The sequence below is a fragment of the Sedimenticola thiotaurini genome (assembly GCF_001007875.1).
In the GTDB taxonomy this organism is placed as follows: Bacteria; Pseudomonadota; Gammaproteobacteria; order Chromatiales; family Chromatiaceae; genus Sedimenticola; species Sedimenticola thiotaurini.
On record NZ_CP011412.1, the window covers coordinates 51,443 to 72,153 of the forward strand.

At 55.4% G+C, this 20,711-nt stretch carries 18 protein-coding genes; 15 read left to right on the forward strand and 3 right to left on the reverse strand.

What is annotated here, in order from left to right:
* Positions 1-30: 30 nt before the first annotated feature.
* The 4 genes from AAY24_RS00250 to AAY24_RS00265 all read left to right on the forward strand — a co-directional run bounded on the left by AAY24_RS00250 (position 31) and on the right by AAY24_RS00265 (position 5,109).
* Complete coding sequence (locus tag AAY24_RS00250; RefSeq protein WP_082116953.1) at positions 31-1,386, forward strand: ATP-binding protein; 1,356 nt, start codon at positions 31-33, stop codon at positions 1,384-1,386.
* Positions 1,387-1,525: 139 nt separating this feature from the next.
* Positions 1,526-2,557: an NADH-quinone oxidoreductase subunit B family protein gene (locus tag AAY24_RS00255; RefSeq protein ID WP_046857974.1), complete on the forward strand. Its 1,032-nt coding sequence runs from the start codon at positions 1,526-1,528 to the stop codon at positions 2,555-2,557.
* Positions 2,550-4,001, forward strand: coding sequence for a nickel-dependent hydrogenase large subunit (locus tag AAY24_RS00260; protein ID WP_046857975.1), 1,452 nt, complete (start codon positions 2,550-2,552; stop codon positions 3,999-4,001). The genes AAY24_RS00255 and AAY24_RS00260 overlap by 8 nt, the downstream gene beginning before the upstream one ends.
* Positions 4,002-4,317: 316 nt before the next feature.
* Positions 4,318-5,109 (forward strand): hypothetical protein, encoded by a 792-nt coding sequence (locus AAY24_RS00265; RefSeq protein ID WP_046857976.1) that lies wholly within the window; start codon positions 4,318-4,320, stop codon positions 5,107-5,109.
* Positions 5,110-5,516: 407 nt separating this feature from the next.
* Here AAY24_RS00265 and AAY24_RS00270 read toward each other — a convergent pair whose 3' ends face one another.
* Entirely contained in the window at positions 5,517-8,102 is a 2,586-nt protein-coding gene (locus AAY24_RS00270; protein ID WP_199930435.1) for a hypothetical protein, read from the reverse strand.
* A gap of 792 nt (positions 8,103-8,894) precedes the next feature.
* On the opposite strand from AAY24_RS00270, the gene soxY reads away from it, so the two are divergent.
* The 4 genes from soxY to soxX all read left to right on the forward strand — a co-directional run bounded on the left by soxY (position 8,895) and on the right by soxX (position 11,375).
* Positions 8,895-9,368, forward strand: coding sequence for a thiosulfate oxidation carrier protein SoxY (gene soxY / locus AAY24_RS00275; RefSeq protein ID WP_052760954.1), 474 nt, complete (start codon positions 8,895-8,897; stop codon positions 9,366-9,368).
* Between the two features lie 58 nt (positions 9,369-9,426).
* The gene (soxZ, locus tag AAY24_RS00280; protein ID WP_046857978.1) at positions 9,427-9,735 is read left to right on the forward strand and encodes a thiosulfate oxidation carrier complex protein SoxZ; all 309 of its coding nucleotides are present in this window, start codon (positions 9,427-9,429) and stop codon (positions 9,733-9,735) included.
* A gap of 154 nt (positions 9,736-9,889) precedes the next feature.
* Positions 9,890-10,753, forward strand: coding sequence for a sulfur oxidation c-type cytochrome SoxA (gene soxA, locus AAY24_RS00285; protein WP_046857979.1), 864 nt, complete (start codon positions 9,890-9,892; stop codon positions 10,751-10,753).
* A 94-nt stretch (positions 10,754-10,847) separates the two neighbouring features.
* Complete coding sequence (gene soxX, locus AAY24_RS00290) at positions 10,848-11,375, forward strand: sulfur oxidation c-type cytochrome SoxX (RefSeq protein ID WP_082116955.1); 528 nt, start codon at positions 10,848-10,850, stop codon at positions 11,373-11,375.
* 154 nt (positions 11,376-11,529) lie between these two features.
* Here the strand turns inward: soxX and AAY24_RS00295 are convergent, their stop codons facing one another.
* Positions 11,530-12,441, reverse strand: a complete 912-nt coding sequence (locus AAY24_RS00295; RefSeq protein ID WP_052760959.1) for a LysR family transcriptional regulator — start codon at positions 12,439-12,441, stop codon at positions 11,530-11,532.
* Positions 12,442-12,577: 136 nt separating this feature from the next.
* Here AAY24_RS00295 and AAY24_RS00300 point away from each other — a divergent pair, with 136 nt between their 5' ends.
* The 7 genes from AAY24_RS00300 (at position 12,578) to AAY24_RS00330 (ending at position 20,285) form a co-directional block, all read left to right on the forward strand.
* Positions 12,578-14,299 (forward strand): acyl-CoA synthetase, encoded by a 1,722-nt coding sequence (locus tag AAY24_RS00300; protein WP_052760960.1) that lies wholly within the window; start codon positions 12,578-12,580, stop codon positions 14,297-14,299.
* A 34-nt stretch (positions 14,300-14,333) separates the two neighbouring features.
* On the forward strand, positions 14,334-15,350 hold the full coding sequence (locus tag AAY24_RS00305; protein WP_046857980.1) for a TRAP transporter substrate-binding protein: 1,017 nt from the start codon (positions 14,334-14,336) through the stop codon (positions 15,348-15,350).
* A 76-nt stretch (positions 15,351-15,426) separates the two neighbouring features.
* Positions 15,427-15,963: a TRAP transporter small permease subunit gene (locus AAY24_RS00310; RefSeq protein WP_046857981.1), complete on the forward strand. Its 537-nt coding sequence runs from the start codon at positions 15,427-15,429 to the stop codon at positions 15,961-15,963.
* Positions 15,964-15,972: 9 nt separating this feature from the next.
* A complete protein-coding gene (locus tag AAY24_RS00315) occupies positions 15,973-17,289 on the forward strand; it encodes a TRAP transporter large permease (RefSeq protein WP_046857982.1) in 1,317 nt (438 codons plus the stop codon).
* A gap of 11 nt (positions 17,290-17,300) precedes the next feature.
* Positions 17,301-18,485 (forward strand): thiolase family protein, encoded by a 1,185-nt coding sequence (locus AAY24_RS00320; protein ID WP_052760961.1) that lies wholly within the window; start codon positions 17,301-17,303, stop codon positions 18,483-18,485.
* A gap of 68 nt (positions 18,486-18,553) precedes the next feature.
* Positions 18,554-18,970 (forward strand): Zn-ribbon domain-containing OB-fold protein, encoded by a 417-nt coding sequence (locus tag AAY24_RS00325; RefSeq protein WP_199930436.1) that lies wholly within the window; start codon positions 18,554-18,556, stop codon positions 18,968-18,970.
* Positions 18,971-19,187: 217 nt separating this feature from the next.
* Positions 19,188-20,285, forward strand: coding sequence for a sigma-54 interaction domain-containing protein (locus AAY24_RS00330; protein WP_052760962.1), 1,098 nt, complete (start codon positions 19,188-19,190; stop codon positions 20,283-20,285).
* Positions 20,286-20,427: 142 nt separating this feature from the next.
* Here AAY24_RS00330 and AAY24_RS00335 read toward each other — a convergent pair whose 3' ends face one another.
* Positions 20,428-20,688: a hypothetical protein gene (locus AAY24_RS00335; protein WP_046857984.1), complete on the reverse strand. Its 261-nt coding sequence runs from the start codon at positions 20,686-20,688 to the stop codon at positions 20,428-20,430.
* Positions 20,689-20,711: the final 23 nt, after the last annotated feature.

Sequence of the window (20,711 nt, forward strand, 5' to 3'; positions counted from 1 at the left end):
TTTATGGAGTGACCCGCAGGAGTGGTTAGCATGGTGATTGATCCTGGCGTCAAGGGCGCCGACAGCCTGATGTCCCGGCTGGGTTCGGATAATCAGGCACAGGGTTCCAGTGGTGAAGAGGCCTGGATTGAGGTGATCCAGAAGATGGACCTGGTCTACGCCGATCTGGTCCATTACCAGGTGGAACTGGAAGAGAAGAACAGCGCGCTGGAGGAGGCACAACGCTTCATTGAGAGCGTGCAGGCCTCCATGACCGACGTGCTGATCGTGTGTGATATTCAGGGCCGCATCCAGCAGGCCAATACGGCGCTGGAACGGATTACCGGTCGCACGGCGCGGGCTCTGCTGAACCACTCCTTCAAGGAGCTGTTTGCCGAATCTTCCCAGGTGCTGGTGGATGGTTTTGCCGACAAGATTCGATCTGAAACCGTGTATGACTGCGAGGTCAATCTGATCAGTGCCGACGGAACGCCCACGCCCCTGGCCATGAATTGCAGCTCCCGCTATGACCATGAGGGACGGCTGGTGGGTATGGTTTTGATCGGTCGTCCGGTGGGAGAACTGCGCCGCGCCTACGAAAAATTGCACGCCACCCACAAGGAGCTGAAACAGGCCCAGGAGCAACTGGTTCACTCGGAGAAGATGGCCTCCCTGGGTCGCCTGGTGGCGGGGGTTGCCCATGAGCTGAACAACCCGATCAGTTTCGTGTTCGGCAACATGCATGCACTGAAGCGCTACGGGGAGCGTATCACCCGCTACCTGGATGCGATCCACGCGGGTGTTGACGGTGAAGCGCTGGCGGCGCAACGCCGGGAGTTGAAGATCGATCACATCCTGTCGGATATCGGTTCCCTGATCGACGGCACACTGGAAGGGGCAGAGCGGGTCAGCAACATTGTGCAGGATCTGCGCCGTTTCTCCGGAAATCAGCAGGAGGATATCAAGCCATTCCGACTGGCGCCGGTGGTGATAACTGCGGTGGACTGGGTGGTGAAGGCCGCCCGGCGTAAACCGGAGGTGAGACTGGAGATACCGGATGAGCTGCGGGCGGTGGGTACCAAGGGTCTGGTTCATCAGATCCTGGTCAACCTGGTACAGAATGCCATCGACGTGATGGAACCGATGGATGATCCCCGGTTGGTGATACGGGGCTGGCAGGATCGGGATGATGTACACATTGAGGTGCGGGACTTTGGCCCGGGAATTCCCCCGGCAGACCTGATGCGGGTATTCGACCCCTTCTTTACCACCAAGGATGTGGGTAAAGGGACCGGGTTGGGACTCTACATCAGCTATGGTCTGGCGAATGATCAGGGCGGGTCGCTGGTCGCATCGAATCATGCGGATGGGGGGGCGGTGTTCACCCTGATCCTGCGTTCGGTATAAGGGCTTCCAACGGCTGGTGAACATGGCAGAATGTGCCGCCCTGGAGGGTCGTCAGCAGCAGTCGGACGGCGTGGGCGGAAAAGTTATCTCTTGAGCGGATTTGAGTCGCTATGAAAACAGTGCTACCGGATAGTGCAAGATGATCAATCAGACATTGGGACAGCAGGCGGGATTCAATCTGCTCTGGCTGCAGTCGGGCGGTTGTGGCGGTTGCAGTCTGTCACTGCTCAACGCCGAGTCACCGAATCTGCTGCATACCCTGGAGGGTGCCGGCATCAACCTGCTGTGGCATCCGATGCTCAGTGAAGAGACAGGCTCCGAGATGGTACGCATCCTGGAGGCGATTCTGGCTGGAGAGATCAGGCTGGATGCACTCTGTTTTGAAGGTGCGGTGATGCGTGGCCCCAATGACACCGGGCGGTTTCACATGCTGGCCGGTACCGGTCGCTCCATGCTCGACTGGGTGCAGGATCTGGCTGCGGTAGCCGGCTATACCCTGGGTATCGGCACCGGTGCCAGCTTTGGCGGTATCACCGCCGGGGGGGGCAATCCCACCGATGCCTGTGGCCTGCAGTTTGCCGAAACCGAACGGGGCGGCGTACTGGGGGAGGCGTATCGCTCCATCCGGGGTCTGCCGGTGATCAATGTGGCCGGTTGTCCGACCCATCCCAACTGGATCACGGAAACCCTGATGCAGCTGGCCCTGGGGGAGTTCAGTGAAGCGGACCTGGATGAGTGGCAACGGCCGCGCGGTTATGCCGATCACCTGGTGCATCACGGCTGTCCACGGAACGAATTCTATGAATTCAAGGCGAGTGCCGAGGAGCACTCCCAGCTGGGTTGCATGATGGAGCACATGGGGTGTCTCGGTACCCAGGCCCATGCCGACTGCAACACCCGGCTGTGGAATGGTGAAGGCTCCTGCCTGCGTGGTGGCTACGCTTGCATCAACTGTACCGCTCCCGGTTTCCAGGAGCCGGGGCATCCGTTCCAGGAGACCCCCAAGTTTGCTGGTATCCCGATCGGTCTGCCGACCGATATGCCGAAGGCGTGGTTTGTCGCCCTCGCTTCCCTCTCCAAGGCCGCCACACCGAACCGGCTGCGTCAGAACGCCGTATCGGACCATATTGTTGTACCTCCACAGACCAGGAAGAAGGGCCGCCATGAGTAAGCTGATTGTGGGACCCTTTAACCGGGTCGAAGGCGATCTGGAGGTGCAGATCGAAACGGCCGATGGGGTGGTGGAGAAGGCCTGGGTGGTCTCCCCCATGTATCGGGGTTTCGAGCAGATCCTGCATGGCAAGGATCCCCGTGACGCGCTGATCTATACACCGCGTATCTGCGGTATCTGTTCAGTTTCCCAGTCCATTGCAACGGCTGATGCCCTGGCCCGGGCGGGCGGGGTGGAGCGTCCGAAAAATGGCGAGTTGGCACTCAACCTGATCCATGCCTGTGAAAACCTGGCCGATCACTTTACCCATTTTTATCTGTTCTTCATGCCCGACTTTGCCCGGGATATCTATCGGGACGAGTCCTGGTTCAGCCCTGTGGCGGAGCGCTTCAAGGCGGTCCGGGGACGGGCGGCCCCCGATGTGATGCAAGCCCGTGCCGAGTTCATGCACCTGATGGGTATCATGGCCGGCAAGTGGCCCCACACCCTGGGTATTCAGCCCGGTGGCAGTACCCGAAGTATTGAAACCAAGGAGAAGGTCCGTTTGTTGTCCATCCTTGGTGGATTCCGGCGGTTTCTGGAACAGCGGCTGTTCAACGCGCCGCTGGAGCAGATGCTGGAGATCGGCGATCAGCAGCAACTGGAGGATTGGTTGGCGGCGGGTGATCCGGCACAGAGTGACTTCCGCCGCCTGTTGCAACTCTCCCGGGATCTGCACCTGGATCAACTGGGCAAAACCGACGGCCGCTTCATGAGTTACGGGGTCTACCCGCTGGAGGGAGCGCGCACTTTCCGCGCCGGCCTCTGGTACCAGGGTGTGGCAGGTGAACTGGATACAACCGGGATTACCGAGGATATCAGCCACAGCTGGATGGAGGGACAGGCCGAACCCCAGCACCCCTTCCAGGGCGTGACCCTGCCCAGCGGTGACCCGGATAAGGGGTATAGCTGGTGCAAGGCGCCGCGGCTGGATGGGGAGGTGGTGGAAGTGGGGGCTTTGGCCCGCCAGCTGATCGACGGTCAGCCGTTGGTCAACGACCTGGTGCAGCGCAGTGGCAGCAACGTGCGCAACCGGGTGATCGCCCGTCTGCTGGAGATGCCCCGGGTGCTGATCGAGATGGAACAGTGGGTGCGCCAGCTGAAGCCTAGCGAGCCCTATTGCAGTGATAGCAGGACAATGCGGGAGGCGGAGGGCGTGGGCCTGACCGAAGCAGCCCGTGGCAGTCTGGGGCACTGGGTGCGTATCAAGCATGGTCGTATCCTCAATTACCAGATCATCGCCCCGACCACCTGGAACTTTTCGCCCCGGGATCAACAGGGGATCAGTGGCCCTCTGGAGCAGGCACTGATCGGTGCACCCGTGAGGCAAGGGGAGCGGGAACCGGTGGCGGTGCAACATATCGTGCGCTCGTTTGATCCCTGCATGGTCTGTACGGTGCACTAATCCGGCTTGCCGAGTACTGTCCAGGACGTATCAAATAACGGCTGCTCTGCATTCCTGAACTCCATTTAACATGATCACTGTTACGGTCGGTCCAAACTCTGTAATTAGCCTCTGAAATAGTACGGTTAAGCAGGTTTGGCCGGCCCGAGATGGGGTTTTTTGACCGCTTGTCACCACGGAGCGCCGGTTATCCCCAACCCTCTTGACAGCAGCACGGCTAGCCGCTATAGCATGGGCACACTGTTCCCATTCCCACCCGATAACATTACATAAGAGATGGAGGATCGGTCGTGTTAAATGGCCGTAGAGCTACATAATGAGCTATCAGATTACACTGCAACTGGAGGATGTATCGGGCGCACTGGCCCGTGTCATGAGCTGCCTCCGCAAACTCGGTCTTGGAGTAGTGAAGCAGAGTTTTCAACATCGCCCGGAAGGTGGACGCAATCTGGTCCTGGAAGTCGAGGGGCCGGTGTTGGACGATACTCAACTCCGCACACCGCTGGAAGCCGTCAAGGGTGTTGCCGCACTGCTGAAAGGGGGGCGGACAGGGGAAGTGGCCCCGGCGCCGGCGGTTCAACCCGAGACCAACACAGATTCCGCGGCCACAGCCGAGGACACCCGCTTTAAAAACAAGGATTCAGAAGCAGGGGATGCGGATATTCGCGATCGTATGCTGATCTTCTCGCTGTTGAGCCGTTATCCCAATATTTCAGCTCGATTGGTGGAGATTCACGGTTCGATTCCGGAGGAAGATCGTCAGCAGCGGATGCTGGAGCTCGGAGAGGGATTTGGTAAGCACCTGTATCGTAATCTGAAACTGAAGCGACCGATCGGCGATTTGCGTACAGCGATTGAACTGGTGCTGGTACCGGCCCTCTCTCCACTGGTACAGATCTCCCAATATAGTGATGGTGTGCGGGTCAGCGGCTATACCCGTAATATGAAACACGCGGCAAACAAGCCGGAGTGTTGTCACTTTATTGGGGGCACCATTCAGGGGCTGCTGGACAGTGCCGATGATCTACCGGCCTATCGTGCCCAAAAGGCCGGCTGTCTGCATGAAGACGCCAGCAGCTGCGAGTACCAACTATCTCCTGCTTCCTGACGGAAGTTGATTCTCTATCTACTCTAATCGTCGCCACGGAGGGCGCGAACTGCCAGGCATAAGCTTTAGCCGGTTCGTTTTAATTGCAACCTTTTTCTGATCTCCTCAGGCGTCAGCTCCCCAAAGCAAAAAATGCTCCACGCTCACCTGCGGGCAGTATGACTACCTCCATTAGTTTGTCTCATTTTTCAGACGGCGAACCTGTCCCTCCGTACCGGTTTACCTGTATGGGTAAAGGGAACTCAAACCCCTGCTGATCGTGGAAATTACGACTGGTTACATAAAAAGAGGATTGGCCCAAGTCGATTCAGAGGGCCCTGATGGAGATGGATGGTTCCCCTCGCTACCCACAAGGAGAACCATCGCATTCAGCCGGGAATAATCGTTCTGTTTGGTTATCGACTGGATCAGTGTCCCGTGCCACAGAACTGTTTATCGCAGAAGTTCTCGTAACAGTTTACTTTCGCATCGATGGAGCACTTGTACTGCTCTTTCTCCGATGCTGACTCTTTGCAAACCGGTTGGCGAGCCCACTGAATTTCTGTCTTCATGGAGCTTCCGCAAAATTTACTGGCCTGATTTTCGAGATTGGTCTGTGCCAATTCCAACGCCATTTCGTAGTTGTAGTATTGGCCACTTTTACCTGTGAACGGATAATCACGGCCGGAACCCACATACCGATTCGTCTTGGGCTGCGCTTTTGCCTTGGTGTCGGTTGCCTTAGCCTGCTGTGCAAGCCTGTTCTGTGTGGTGGTCTGGTTATAGTCGGGTGTTAACCGTTCTGAGCCGGCCTTTCGCTGTTCGACCAGCCGTTTCGTTTTAGCCTGGGCCTGGGCAATCGCTTGCTGGGTGCTCAGGCGAGTTGGCTTTTTGCCATTTAGGTAGACCTTGCTGCCAGCTGTCGTATCGAGCGGCTGTAAAGGCATTGCGACCGGGCGGACGATGTTGTTCTGGGGCGCAGCGACGACGGGTTTTTTGTTTGCAAAATAGGCCGCGTTGCGGGCCTTTACTTCTGCGATCTGCGCATCGACGGCCTTACGAGAAGCGATCATGCTGCGCATGATCGAATTGCTTTGTGCCTGCCTGGCATTTAGATCGGCATTCAGCGAGGCCTGCAGTCTGCTCAGGAACAGGGCCATCGCCGCATTGTTTTGCGCCTCCTCCTGCCGAGCGACCAGGGAGAAGAGGTCGTTTTTGAGGGCTTCGGCCTGGGCATAATAGGTCTCGTCCAGCTGCTTCATTGAAGCAGAAAGATTACGTTCAAAGTCGGTAAGGGCTGACACCAGCTCATCCATGCGTTGTGAGTCGGGCTGGCATGCGCTGTTGTTGACGTCGCGATGACGCTTCAGGGTAGCCAAACGCTGGTTGATATCGCGTTTCATGCTGACCAGGTCATTCCAGACAGCTCTCCTGAAATCGGTGACCGGGGTTTTCGAGGGATTTCTTTTGAGCTCGTAGATCGCAAGGTTCGTATCTTCCCAGAAACGCAGCTGCTTCTGGTAGCTGGCCAGACGCCTGTCGATTCTGGGGTCGAAGCGCAGGGCCTGTTCGGCGTGGCTGACGGCGGTTGACATCCTGTCACAAGCCTGCTGGTCCTGGCCCCGGCTGGCGAAGGCTACCAGTTTGTCAGAAAACGAATCTTCACCCGTAGCCAGGACTGCGAGCGTAGTATCCGGGGCGACCGACTCATCCACCATGAAGGCGTCGACCGACCAGCGATAATGTGCTTCCTTGGGGAACTTGCTGCCAGTCAACAGGTAGGTGCTGCGACGATCGATGTCCGACCAGATGTTGATGATGAACTGGTCAGCGGAAAGCTGCGTGAGCACGGTTAGCGGAAACCCCGGCGCTTCCGGGTCGCACTGTCCGGAGAGCACGACCATGCCATCGGTCTTGCCCAGGCACTGTTGGTTCACGGCAAGTTGCCCATTGATCACGATGTCCTGTAACGAGGGCAGCGTCAGGATCGGTGAACGATTTTTATAGGAGTCACCGGGGTGGGGCAACAGGTAGGTATGGCGAGTCATCGGGCTGTAGATAAAAGCTGATTGCCCTTTGTGAACCATGGCATGTTCTGGTGCGAGAAGTTCCCACTGAAATCGCCGTATTTCTCGATACTCGCCTTTCGTGGGAGCAAAGGGCTGGAGCAGAAGATGGTCGGTATTGATCTTTTTCTGCTCAAACAGATCAACCAGTGAATACGCCCGAGTGAACAGTGCACGATCGAGACTAGACATCTTCTCTGCGAGTTGCCGGGGGTGAGGCAGTACGAACTGGAAATCCGGCAGGCCAGTTGCGCGGGTCGCGACTGCAGCCTGTTCCTTTGTGGCGGGCGTGAGTTCAACCTCTCGTGTCGTCCGTTCGGGAAAGGTGTAGTAGACTATTTTGCGGTTGTTTTTGGGGCCTAGCCATTTTGAGGTATAGCGATGGATCTTATAATCCATCTCGACGATGCGTCCTGAGGCGTCGAACTGCGTTTCGATACCCTCTAGAAATGCCTTGGGGCCGGTAGGGGTCGAACCGAATGCTTTCGCTTTATAATGAGTTGCCACGAAAGCACCCTTGTATACGGCTTTACGGCCGTCATCGGCAAATGACGTCAGGCGCCCGATATACGGCGCGGGTTCATTTTTGTTGTTCACCCAGCGCAGCATGTAGCCCGAATAGTTCATGAACTGATCATTATTGAATTTCTTGATGCCCTCGAATCTCGACTTGGAAACCTTGTAAGGTCTGCCCGGTTCGGTCAGCAACAGATCGTACTCACCTTTCCGTCCAACAAGCAGCAGACCGTCACCCGCACGTTTATATTGCGACAGATCGACGTTTTTAAGGGGCTGGTATAACGGGTCTTTGTCGTTGTTTACAACGGGGGTGGCGGGCTGGGTTGAATTCGGCTTAGCCAATGTGGGCTTTTGGGTGACAGTGGGGACACAGCCGGTTAACAGGACAAAGAACAGCGCAGCGAACGCGGGACGAATTAGCTTTAACATGATAATGATCTTTAACAATGGCAGGATACGCGAAATCTTTTTTTAAAGACTTTACGTGAATTAAATGTTCCATTGCAATTCTATTTTTTTGTTTTTGGGTAAAGGCCAAGCCGCCATCCCATCGGGGCGTTCTCTGTCAGACAGTAAATTGGAGTCTATTGCGAGCTGCACGGAGCTTATCAGGGAAAAATAGAAACCAGCATCAAACACTGAAGAAAACGAGCCATCCCCGAACAAAAGTTGTTCAATGTCAGAACACTATAAATCCCCGATTGGCCGACAGTTCAAACGCAAAGTATCCGAGTGACAGGCAGATCGGGGAAAGTCTTTTGGATACTATGGGTCACCAAAGTATCTCCAGGCAGGCGCTGGGGGGCGGGTGAACCCCCCTTAGTGTGGTGAAACCTTTTTTAATCCGTTGAATGTTAAGTCGGACCAGCCAGTCATTTTCCTCATCACCAATATCTGTTTTGCTGTTATGTCCATCTCGTTTACCGCGCTGATGCATTAAAGGCAGCCAGCGGAATTGCACAATAACCGCGTCATACAATTTATTTTCGCCTGCATCGTTCGGGCAAAACTCCAGTCGTTACACCCTTGCCATAGGCAAACTTCCCGATATCTGCTTTTTCATTGTTTCTGAGATGAATGAGGTATTTATTGAATAATCAATTAGTTACGTTATTTTTGGATGTTGGCATCGAATTTGCTCTAACCGCTGGACGCACTCGATTTGGGTGCGATAGAAAAACAACAGACAAATTAATTGATTACACGATTAGGAGGTGAATCATGGCCGATATAGCGCGGCGAAAGTTTCTCAAGGTTACCGGAAGTGGCGCGGCCCTCGGTGCGATGGTGGCCAGTGGATTGCTGGTACCGACTATTTCGCATGGTAAGTCGATCGCCAATGCTTTTGAATTCCGCACGGTTGACGAGGTATTGAACGAACTGTTTGAAACCACCACTACTACCCCCAGTGACGAAGTGACTGTGGTGGCACCGGACATTGCAGAAAACGGCACCGTGGTACCCGTTACGATCAGAACAAAACTGGCCAACATCCAGTCGATCACGATTATCGCCGAAAAAAATCCCTACCCGCTGGCTGCCAGCTTTCAGATGAGTAACCAGACTGCCGGTCACATAGCAACCCGTATAAAACTGGGTAAAACACAGGATGTATGGGCTGTCGTCAGTGCTGATGGAAAACTGTTCACCGGAAAGAAACAGGTCAAGGTTACTGTCGGCGGTTGCGGTGGCTGACGCTGGATTCCAATTCGTGATGATCAGTAAGTGATAAATAAACCCAGAGGTATAAACCGTGAGTAAAACAATAAAAGTTCGCACAAAAATGCAAGACGATTCAGCAGTCATTCGATTGCTGATCAAACACCCGATGAGTGTGCAGCGGGTCGACAAGAAGACCGGCGAAAAGATACCCGCTCATTTTATCAATAAAGTCAAAATTGACCGGAACGGAGAGTCTCTGATCAACGCAGACTGGGGACAGGGCGTGTCAAAGAATCCCTATCTCTCGTTCACGCTCACCGGCGTACAGAAAGGCGATCGGTTGATGGTCAGCTGGCATGACAACAAGGGAGCGACCGATTCAACTGAAGTCGTTCTGTAACTTTTACCCAAGATCGCCAATTTAAAAAAATATAACCGATAAGGTGTAAGGAGGAGTAATGAGGCGTAATCGAATCCCGCTATGTTTGTTAGTCTGCTCGTTGCTGCAAGTCACGTCGAGCATGGCTGCCGATACGAATGTCCAGCATGAATATATGCCTGGCCGTGAAAAGGCCATTCCCCATGTCTCCGGGGATAAGGAGTTTTCCAATACCTACCAGTATTGGAAAGATCCCGAGTCGCTGAAGAAAGCGATCAAAGATGGGCTGATGTCCCACGAAATGAATTTTAAGGATTTCCGCTGGATGGAGAAAAGCCTGGAAGGCGAAATGGTACTGGAAGAGGGGCTGGAGTACTTCAATCAGAAGAATGCCGATGGAAAGTCCTGTGCATCCTGTCACGGCGAGGATGGAGCGGAGCTGAAAGACGTTTACGCGACATTTCCGAAATATAATGAGCGTGTAAAACGGGTTCTCACCGGACCATCACAGATCGAAGTGTGCGCCAAAGAGCGTCTGCAGCGTGATGACTGGGGACCGGATACCCGTCCCAACTCGCTGCTTGCTTTTTACGTCGCATCACTGGCTGATGGTGCGGTAATCAACGTGGATACCACATCAGAACCGATGGCTGCATCATACAACCGGGGACGTGACCTGTTTTTTAAACGGGTGGGACAGTTCCACTACGCCTGCTCCAGTTGTCATACGCCACCCACTGCAGGTAGCTACCTGCGGGGACAGCGTCCGACAACCTTCTTTGGCGATGCGGCCCAGTACCCGATTTACCATTTCCCTTACCAGTTGGCGGGCGATGACTACTCCTACGTCTTTACCATGCAGCACCAGATTCGCAGCTGTCAGCAGCTGTCGCGCATGTACCAGGGTAAAGAAGGTAGTGCCAGTATGACGGATATTGAGGTGTTTATCCGGGCATCCGCAAACGGCTATCCCATGAGTGTACCTGTAGCCGAGTACAACATGAATACTGACTACCTTGAGCGGGAATACAATCAATAGAAAAACATAATCGATTGATCCTATCGCTTGAACCTTAATCCTGCGCAAGTCCGCTACCGGAGTTGTGTAAGACGAGTATTTCGGAGATTGAACAATGTCGAAAAAAAGTTGTTTTCAATTATCAGTCAGCAACCTGTTAATGCAGGGGCTGGCCATAGTAATGCTGCTGGGGATTGGCGCTGTCGCCGCCGCAGCAGAGAAAGAGCAGCGCCAGTGGGTGCCGGGGGAACCCTATCCCCCTGAACTGCTGGATCAGTATCCCTGCCACAGTTATGAACTGGAGTGCGGCCACCTTCCGCCGCCACCGGTTGAGACGGTGGAGTTTAATGATACAGAGCTGAACGGTGATGCTGCCCGTGGCGAAAAGATAGCCACCAACCTGCGTTGGGGTAACTGTGTTGCCTGCCACAAGCTGCCGGGACATGAAGCCGGCAGCGGTACCGTGGGACCGAGCCTGGTGGACTATGCCGAGCGTTCGCTCCCTTACAGCTACACATTCCAGCGAATCTGGGATCCGCGTGTACTGAGTCCCGATGCACACATGCCGGTATTCGGACCGAACCGGGTTCTTACCAAGAGCGAGATCATTGATGTAATGACCTTCCTCTACGCTAAAAAATAGATCCTCCGCGCTTGGCGGCCTCATCCTCCTAGCCGAGTCCCCCCTCGGCGTGAGGCCGCATTTTTCCACCGATGGGGTATGTCAGGTGGTTGAGCAGAGGCTGGTGTTTTTATCACGGGAGTAGTTGATTTCATCCAGAAGTGATTTTGCTGAACTACTTCGTCCCACCGGACGGTGGCATCGACTTTTGGAAACTGCTCACCTCTCCGGCGATTTCGGCGATCAGTTCTTCCAACATCAACTCCTTGTCGCCGTGATAAACAGCCTGGTAGTCAATGAATGGTAAAGGTGTGGTTGTTTTGAGAAGCAACAGTTTGTTGCTTTCAACCTCTTTCTGGTAGATATCTGCCGGCAGGGTGCTGATGCCCAATCCGTTCAGAGTGAGTGTGGCAATGGTCTGAAGATTATTACAAAAGCCAACGTCGCTGAAGTTGACATTGGCGTCATTGAACCAGCGTTTGATAATTTCATAGATATTGGATTTGGCTGGCAGCAGTATTACCGGCCATTGTGCAAGTTCTTTGGCACCCAACACCTGGTCCGGAATATTGAGTTTGGGGCTGGCCACCCAGGAGAAAGTGACACCCCCGAGGGGTATGGCGCGAACATTCGGTCTGGATATCGGGCTGGGTAGCAGGACGATGTCCAGTTTTCGTTTGTCGAACTTGGACCAGAGATTCCCGGTTAAATCCACATCGATCACGATGTTGACGTCCGGGTAGCGCCGGTTGACCTCGGCCACCAGGGTTGGCAACCAGGTCAGGGCAATCAGTTCAGCCACGCCGACCCGTACAACGCCGGTGATGGCTGTCAGGTTACCGACTGCTTTGCAGATGGTCTGCTCCATGCCGAGCATCTGTTCGGCCATGGGTATCAGTGCCCGTCCGCGATCATTCAGGATGGCCCGTCGTCCACTCCGTTTAAACAGTTTTACGCCCAGATGACTCTCCAGCTCCTTGACCCGCTGGGAGATGGTGGGCTGGGTGAGGTGCAGTTTTTCTGCCGCTGCTGCAAAGCTGCCGAGACGGGAGATCCAGACCACGGCTTCGAGATGACGTATGTTCATATTGATAAGAATACACTATTAAAAAACATCGATAAATATCATTAGTACCGATGTATGGTGATTGTTATGCTCCGTCGACATCAGGGTTGGTAGCAGAGCGATACCGTTATTAGACAGGCCATTTAGCGAGGAGCGTATGTCGGCGAAGCCTATCCAAGAGAAAGAGATATATGTTAGCGGTGACGGTATGAATCCGGATGCCCTGAAAGCCTCAATCGGTGAGCCGGTTACCTACGAACGTGTCATCGAACATTTCCGGATTGACATTCCCGAATACTACAACATGGCAGGCGATACCGTGCTTCGTCAGGTGGAGGCCGGCAATGGCGAGGCGATTGCCCTGATTGCCGAACATGCCGACGGTCTGATCAACCGTTTCAGTTATGCAGAGCTTGCCGAACGTTCAGCGCGTCTTTCAAACCTGTTTCAGGAGTTGGGGGTTGGCCGGGGCACCGTCGTGGCCTGTTATCTTGGTGCGGGTCTCGAGGCTGCTCTGACCTATCTGGCGGTGTTTCGCCTGGGGGGGATCGTCGCCCCCCTTTCCCAGCTCTACGGCCCGGATACGGTTATCCATGCGCTGGTGGACTCGGGTGCAACCATACTGGTGAGCGAGTCTGATCTGTGGGCACGCATTGCCGAGCAGCAGAATCGATGCCCGGATCTGGCCACCGTGGTGCTTACTGACCCGGACGGTCAGCAGGGTATTGTGGATTTCAATCAGTATCAACGGTTTTCCAGCGATGCCCATCTGGAGTCAACCCGGGCCGTCGAGCCTGCACTGCTGCTCTATACCTCGGGCTCTACCGGTATGCCGAAAGGCATTCTGCACGCCCACCGGATACTGCGTGGTTATCTGGCTTCCGTATCGCTGTTCTATGAACTGGAGATGAACAGGCCCGGCGCTGTGCTTTGGACACCCTCTGATTGGTCCTGGGTCGCGGGAATATTCAATGTCATGCTCACCGGTTGGTTTTTCGGCCAAACCGTTGTGGCTAGTCGCGCACGCTTTTCGGCGGAAGGGTCTTTTGAATTAATGGCCCGTCACGGTGTGACTCACTGTTTCCTGACACCCACCGCGTTAAAACGGATGGCGGCCATTGACGACCCCTACGGCCGATGGCCGGATCTTGCCATTCGTTCAATCGGGACCGGTGGCGAACCCCTGCCCAGCGCTGTACTTGCCTGGGGAGATAAGGTGCTCAATGTGCCCATTAACGAATTCTACGGGCTGACAGAAGTTAATCACCTGATCGGTAACTGCCGTACTCTCTTTCCGGTTCGCCCCGGCTCCATGGGCAAGGCCTACCCGGGCCATGTGGTGGCGATTATCGACCAGGCAGGAGATCCGGTAGCGGATGGCGAGATGGGCGAGATAGCGGCCCGGGATGATGATCCGACCCTGTTTCTCGGTTATTGGAATCAGCTGGGCCGTACCGCTTCCATGCGGGTGGGGCGCTGGGTACGCACCGGTGATCTGGGGTATCGGGACAGTGATGGCTATTTCTGGTATCACGGCCGCAATGACGATCTGATCAAAAGCGCCGGGTATCGAATCGGCCCGGCGGAAGTGGAGGATGCACTGGTTGAACACCCGGCGATTGACGAGGCAGCCGTTGTGGGCAGCCCGGACCCGGACCGGGGACAGGTGGTGAAGGCATTCGTCCGGCTGGCGGCAGGTCATGCACCGAGTGCGGAGTTGGCGAGAGAGATTCAACTGCACGTCAAGCGTTGCCTGGCAGCCTACAAATATCCGCGAAAAATTGAATTTGTCAGTGATTTTCCACTGACAAGCACTGGCAAGATAAATCGAAAAGCACTCCGCTTAAAAGAGTTAGCAGAGAATTCCAATTACAAGTAAAAAGGCTTATCTATTTGGATAGGAGGAGTAGTGTATGAAACCCATGATAAAACAGTTGGCAGCCCTGGTGCTTGCAAGCGGTATGGTGACAGGTGCGCAGGCGGCGACCACGCTTAACCTCAATCACCAGTGGCCGGCGACCACCACCGGTTCACAGGTTGACCAATGGTTCGCTGACGAGATAGCCAAGCGAACCAACAACCAGGTGAAGATCCGGATTTTCTGGTCGGAAGGTCTCGGAAAAGCCAAAGAGGGTTTATCGCTGCTCCAGAATGGTGCGATAGATATGGCGGCCATTTCACCCGCCTATTTTCCGGCGCAGCTGCCCTTTTTTAGTGCGCCCAACTCCATTCCGATGGCTATAGAAACGGTCGATCAGGCGAACACCCTGATGCAACGGTTGTTGAAAGAGGTTCCCGCCTATAGCGAAGAGGCGGAGGCAAACGGCGTCAGAGCACTGTTCTTTCATCATCTGAATCCCTACCTGTTGGTATCCCGGGAAAAGATCGTCTCCACCGACCAGGTAAACGGAAAGAAAGTGCGTACCTGGGGTGCCGATATGCCCCGCATGGTGCAGGCGGTTGGCGGTACGCCGGTGACCCTGATGCTGCCGGAGATTTATGAGAGCCTGAGCCGTGGGGTTGTGGATGCCGCCCCGTTTGCTGTGGACCTGGTGGTGAATTACAAAATCTTCGAGGTGGCAAAAAACATCAGTGAAATAACCCTGTGGGAGGGGCCTGCCTGGGGCATCTGGATCTCCAAATCGGCCTGGCAGAAACTGACCCCAGAGCAACAGAAGATTTTTGAACAAGTAGCCAACGAGGCAATGGAACGGGATCGCAATGCGGTGCTCGCCAAGGGAGCGGAGGCGCGCAAAACATTGATTGAAAAAGGGGTCCAGTTCCACGCCTTTCCGGAGTCAGAAAAGGCCAAGTGGCGTGCAGCGCTACCGGACTTCTTCAGTGATTGGATCAAGCGTATGGACGAGCAGGGTAAGGGTGACGGTGCCCGCCAGACTGTCCAGATCTGGAAGGAAGTGGTCGGCGAATAACGACCCGGCCGTTTGGGTCCCGTGACCATTCCGGTGGTCACGGGGCGTTCCAATCATTGATTCTCTGGAGGATGCCATGGCTGATACATCCACCCAACCGCTGTGCCCGAAATTCGCACGGCTGCTAAGGACGTTCAATCGTTCCTTCGCTCTGTTATCCGGTGTGGCCCTGTTCATCATGATGTTGATCGGGGCTGCCGATGCAATCGGTACCAGTCTCTTTTCCACGCCCATTCCGGCTGCATTCGAAGCCACGGAAGCGTTGATGGTGACCTCCGTGTTTCTGGCGCTGGGACTCTCCCAGCAGCGGGGTGCGCACATCAGTGTGGAGGTGCTGATCGGTCTCACTCCCTCCATTGTGCAGCGTATCGCGGCTGCACTGGGAAGCCTGTTGAGTCTCGTTCTGTTCGGACTGATTGCCTGGTTCGGATCGGAGGCGGCCATCGAGAGCTTTACGGTTAACGAGTACTCCTCCGGCATTATCAATTTTCCGATCTGGCCGGCCAAGGCAGCACTGGCATTCGGCGCAATGCTGATGACAATCCAGTGTGCCTGGGATTTTGTGAACGAACTCCTGGGACGGCACCACACCACCTCCCAACCGAAAATTTAGGAGCCGGATATGGATCCTTTAACTATCGGTTATATCTGTGTTGCTGCGCTGTTCATTTTCCTGGCCCTCGGTGTGCCTGTTGGCGTGGCCATGGGGGTGCTGGGTGTGGCGGGCATGTATGTCGGCTTCGGGGAGGCGTTCGCGTTCGGTCAACTCCGCACATTACCGTTTTCAGTGGTCAATAATTACGCCTTTGCCGTGCTGCCGATGTTTGTCCTGATGGGTGTGCTGGCGGAGTCTTCGGGCATCACATCGCAACTGTTTCATGCCGGTGAGCTGTGGCTGCGTAACCGCAAGGGCGGGTTGTACCAGGCAGTGGTGGTGGGGTCGGCTATCTTTGCCGCCGTGTCCGGATCGACCATTGTCAATGCGGTGGTGTTCACCCGGCTGGCCTTCCCGCACATGATCCGTTTCGGTTACTCCCGCGCCCTGTCAATCGGTTCGATTGCAGCAGCGGGTAGTTTCGCCGCCATGATTCCGCCATCAATCACCATGGTGATCTACGCCATTATCACCGAACAGTCGGTCGGCAAACTGCTGATCGCCGGAGCCCTGCCGGGCATTCTCACTGCAGTGGTGTATCTGATGGGTATCAGCGTGATGGTTCGCATCCGACCTTCACTGGCCCCCGATATCAAAGAATTGTCGACCCGGGCCGAGAAGTGGTCTGCCTTATGGGGTGTGTCGCCGGTTGCCCTACTGATCGTGCTGGTGCTTGGGGGTATCTATTTCGGTTTCTTCCCCCCTTCGGCCGCCGGTGCCATTGGTGCTTTCGGCGCCTTCTGTATTGCGGTAACCCGCAAGTGGGGACAGGGTAGCAAGTGGCTCACCTCGTCGTTGCGGGATGCCGCGTCGGTCAGCTGCATCATCTTCATTATTCTGATTGGTGGCTTGATCTTCTCCCGGATGCTGGTGGTATCCGGGGTGATTGACGGGTTCGTCGAACTGGTCAATACGTTTGCCTATTCGCCGCTCCGGTTCATGATATTCATCTCGATCATGTACATCATCCTCGGCTGTTTCCTCGACACCACCTCGATGCTTGTGGTGACCCTGCCGTTTGTCTTTCCGGCTGTTCAGCAGCTGGATATCGATCCGATCTGGTTCGGTATCGTGCTGGTTAAATTGATCGAGATATCGGTGATCACACCACCGGTAGGCATTAACCTGTTCGCCGTGCTCGGCTCGGTATCGGGCCAGGCGCAGTTTCAGGACGTGGTGAAAGGGGTGCTGCCGTTCCTGTTAATGGAGATCCTCGTGCTGTTGATGTTGATCGCCTTTCCGTCAATTGCCACCTGGCTGCCCGAACAGATGATTGCGAGCTGAGGAACGAGATTATGAAATCCATGCCATTGGTTGTTGGCAGTGCGGTGGTGCCGTTCCGTCGTTACCGGGACGGTAGCGGACCCCGAGACTGGGTGCGCACCGTAGCAGGGGAAGCGCTTAGCGATGCGGCGATCGACCCGGCCGATATCGATGCGGTGATTATCGCCTCGGAAACCGACTTTCTGTCGCTGCAACTGGTGCCGGCCCCCCTTCTCCTGGATGAGATAGGGCTTTCCGGTTGTGCGGTAAGCCGTGTGGAAACCGGTGGCGCCAGTGGTGGTAATGCACTGCGTTCCGGGGTTATGCACATCCTGTCGGGTTTTGCCCGCCGGGTATTGATTATCGGCTATGAACACGCCGCCAGCCATCTGGCCGGGGACGATGTGCGGCTGCTTTACGGGCTCTCTTTTGATGCCGAACTGGAGGGGTGGGCCGGCGCCACCGCCACCATGCTCTACGCCCTGTCCGTGCAGAACCACATGGTTCGCCACGGCACGACCTCCGAGCAGCTGGCGGCGGTTTCAGTGAAGAATCACTGGAATGCCTGTGATAACCCCTGGGCGCATAAACCGATGACCATCACCGTCGATGACGTGCTGGCGTCCCCCATGGTCAGCACACCCTATCGAATGCTGGACTGCAGTCTGATCAGTGACGGTGCGGCAGCCCTGGTATTGGCCCATCCGGACGCGGCTCCCAAACAGACCGAGCGGCCGTCGGTGCGTGTCACCGGTAGTGGTTGCGCAACCGATACGGTGCGGCTTGGTGATCGGGATCAGCCGGGCAGGTTCAGTGCCAAGGAGCGTTCGGCCCGCCAGGCGTATGCCATGGCCGGGGTCACCGATCCGCAACGGCAGATCGAGGTGGTCGAGTTGTACGACGCCTATACGGGCGCTGAACTGCAAGCTATTGAAGCGCTCGGACTGTCGCCCGCAGGAGAGGCGGCGGCCCGACTCTGCGATGGCGTATTTGACCGGGATGGTGCCTTGCCGGTCAACCTCTCCGGCGGCCTGATCGGTCAGGGCGGGGCGCCCGGTGCGGTGGGGCTGGCCCAGGCGATTACTGTGACCCGTCTCCTGGAGGGACGTTACTGGTCCGGTCTGCAGGCAGGTAGAAGTTATCGGCGCGGCGTGACCGATTGTCACGCCGGGGTCGCCACTGTCAACGTGACCCATGTGTTTGAACGGGAGGATTGAATATGAGCCGTCTATACAAGCGGACAGCAGGGGAGAACAGTAGATTCCCATGGGACCAAAACGGTCTGATGCCGATCGATCTTTCGCTCTCCTACAGTCATGGGTTTGGTGGTTTCACTCCTTTTTTCGAGGCCCTAATGCAGGGCCGGCTGTTGGGTAGCCGCTGTCCGATCTGTGACGAAGTGTGTTTTCCTCCACGTATGCGCTGTTCGGTGCACCATGTAGAGACCGAACTGGCGGAGCTGACAGGTTTTGCCCGCCTGCTCTCCTGGACCACGGGACCGGTGAAGTTACCACAGGCGAATGAGACGGCACTACTGACCTTCGGTCTGGTGCAGCTGGATGGAGCGATTAACAGCACCCTGGTGAGAATCGATGGGGACGAGACCCAACTGGTCACCGGCGCGCTGCTTCGATTGCAGCGGCTGGATGAAAAAGCCGATCTATCCCATCCCATACAGGCACTGGTATTCGAGCGTCCATAAACAGATCCGGATGGGGTAACGGTTGGGGCTGGTTCCCTGTTGGTACCGCTTGGGGATGCCGGCAGAAGAGGCGACAAAAAACAGGCAAGTGCGCTCTGCTGAAAAATAGGCAGTGGGGTAAGACTGGAAAGAGTAGAGCGCTGTTTATAGAAAATAATTGATTGAAGAGATCCGTTTAGACAAAGACGGAACGGGTTTAACAAGGAGTACCTTAATTATGTACGGTAAAAAAATTACCAATAAAAATAACAGTACCGGACAACGATTGCGATCTGTCGCTGGTCAATCCAGCAGCTATTTTTCAGATATGTCCAACGGCGCACTGGTGGATATGGCGTCCCATGTCGATACGGTTGGTCGTGATGAACCCAAACAGTGTCCGCTGGAATTCATAAAAGGTAATTCACAACCGATACAAGAGATGCGGGCCTGGATTGAGAAGGTCCGGGATGTACAGGCAAATGTGTTGCTTTGCGGGGAGAGCGGTACCGGTAAAGAGTTGGTGGCCCGTGCCATACATGCCGGGCAGGGGCCATTTGTTGCGATCAACATGGCAGCCATAGCGGATAACCTGGTTGATTCGGAGCTTTGCGGACACAAAGAGGGTGCGTTTACCGGCGCCGACGGGGACAGGATAGGGTTGCTGTTCGAGGCCAATGGCGGAACCCTGTTTCTGGATGAAATCAATGCCATGTCCTTGCAGCTCCAGGCGAAACTGTTGCGTGTTATCGAGGAGCGTAAAATCCGTCCTGTGGGTTCCAACCGGGAGTTTGATGTCAACTTTCGTCTGGTCAGCGCAACCAATGAAGATCTGGAACAACTGGTCAATGAGGGCCGTTTCCGCCGGGATCTGTTTCACCGGCTGAAAGTGCTCAGTTACAAGTTGCCACCGTTGCGGGCGCGTACCGCCGATGTCCCGCTACTGGCGAATGAGTTTCTGAGCTATTACACGTCCATCCATAACAGAGCCGCGCAGGGTTTTTCGGCAGAAGCCATCAGCTGGCTCTCCAGCAGAAAATGGCCGGGAAATGTCCGGGAGTTGGAAAATTTTATCGAGGAAGTGGTTGTACTGCTGCCCGCGGATACCCGGGAAATAACCCTGGATTATCTGCTTAATGTTCCGTCGGTTGCGGATTGCGCATCGACCCGGAATACCCGGATACGCGCCGGTGAGCCGGTTCCCCTCTCTGAGATGATCCAGCACCATATCCTCGGTGTCATGGATTACACAAAGGGCAATAAGGCCCAGGCGGCACGTATCCTCAAAATCGATTACAAGACACTGGTCAGAAAGCTGACGACGGAGGCCGACTGATACCTCGGGTAAGTCTGTAACAGTGATCCGCGGCCAACAGTGCAGACGCAGCCTCTTCGCCAGCAGCTGCGCCATTACCTTTTGCGGAAAACTGTAAACCGGGGCGCGGGTTAATCCCCCTGGAGGGGATTAACCGGGTCGGCTAAATCATAGCGTGGTTTGAGACGAAGTGGTCGATCGCTTCGTGTACTTCGTGAGCCCGCCTGGTATCCCCCTTGCTTTCCACTTTTTCCAGATAGCTCTGTAAAAAGCCCACCATCTTTCTGCATTCGCTCGGGGTGTCGGCAAATTGTTGCACCGTTGCACAGACTTCAATCGGACTCATGCCGGCACCTCCGAGAAGGCCCAGGAGTTCGTCTTCGGACAGGTCGCAAAAATCTGCGCAGTCTTTCAAGGTAAGCATGGTTTTATCCTCCATTGCTGGTT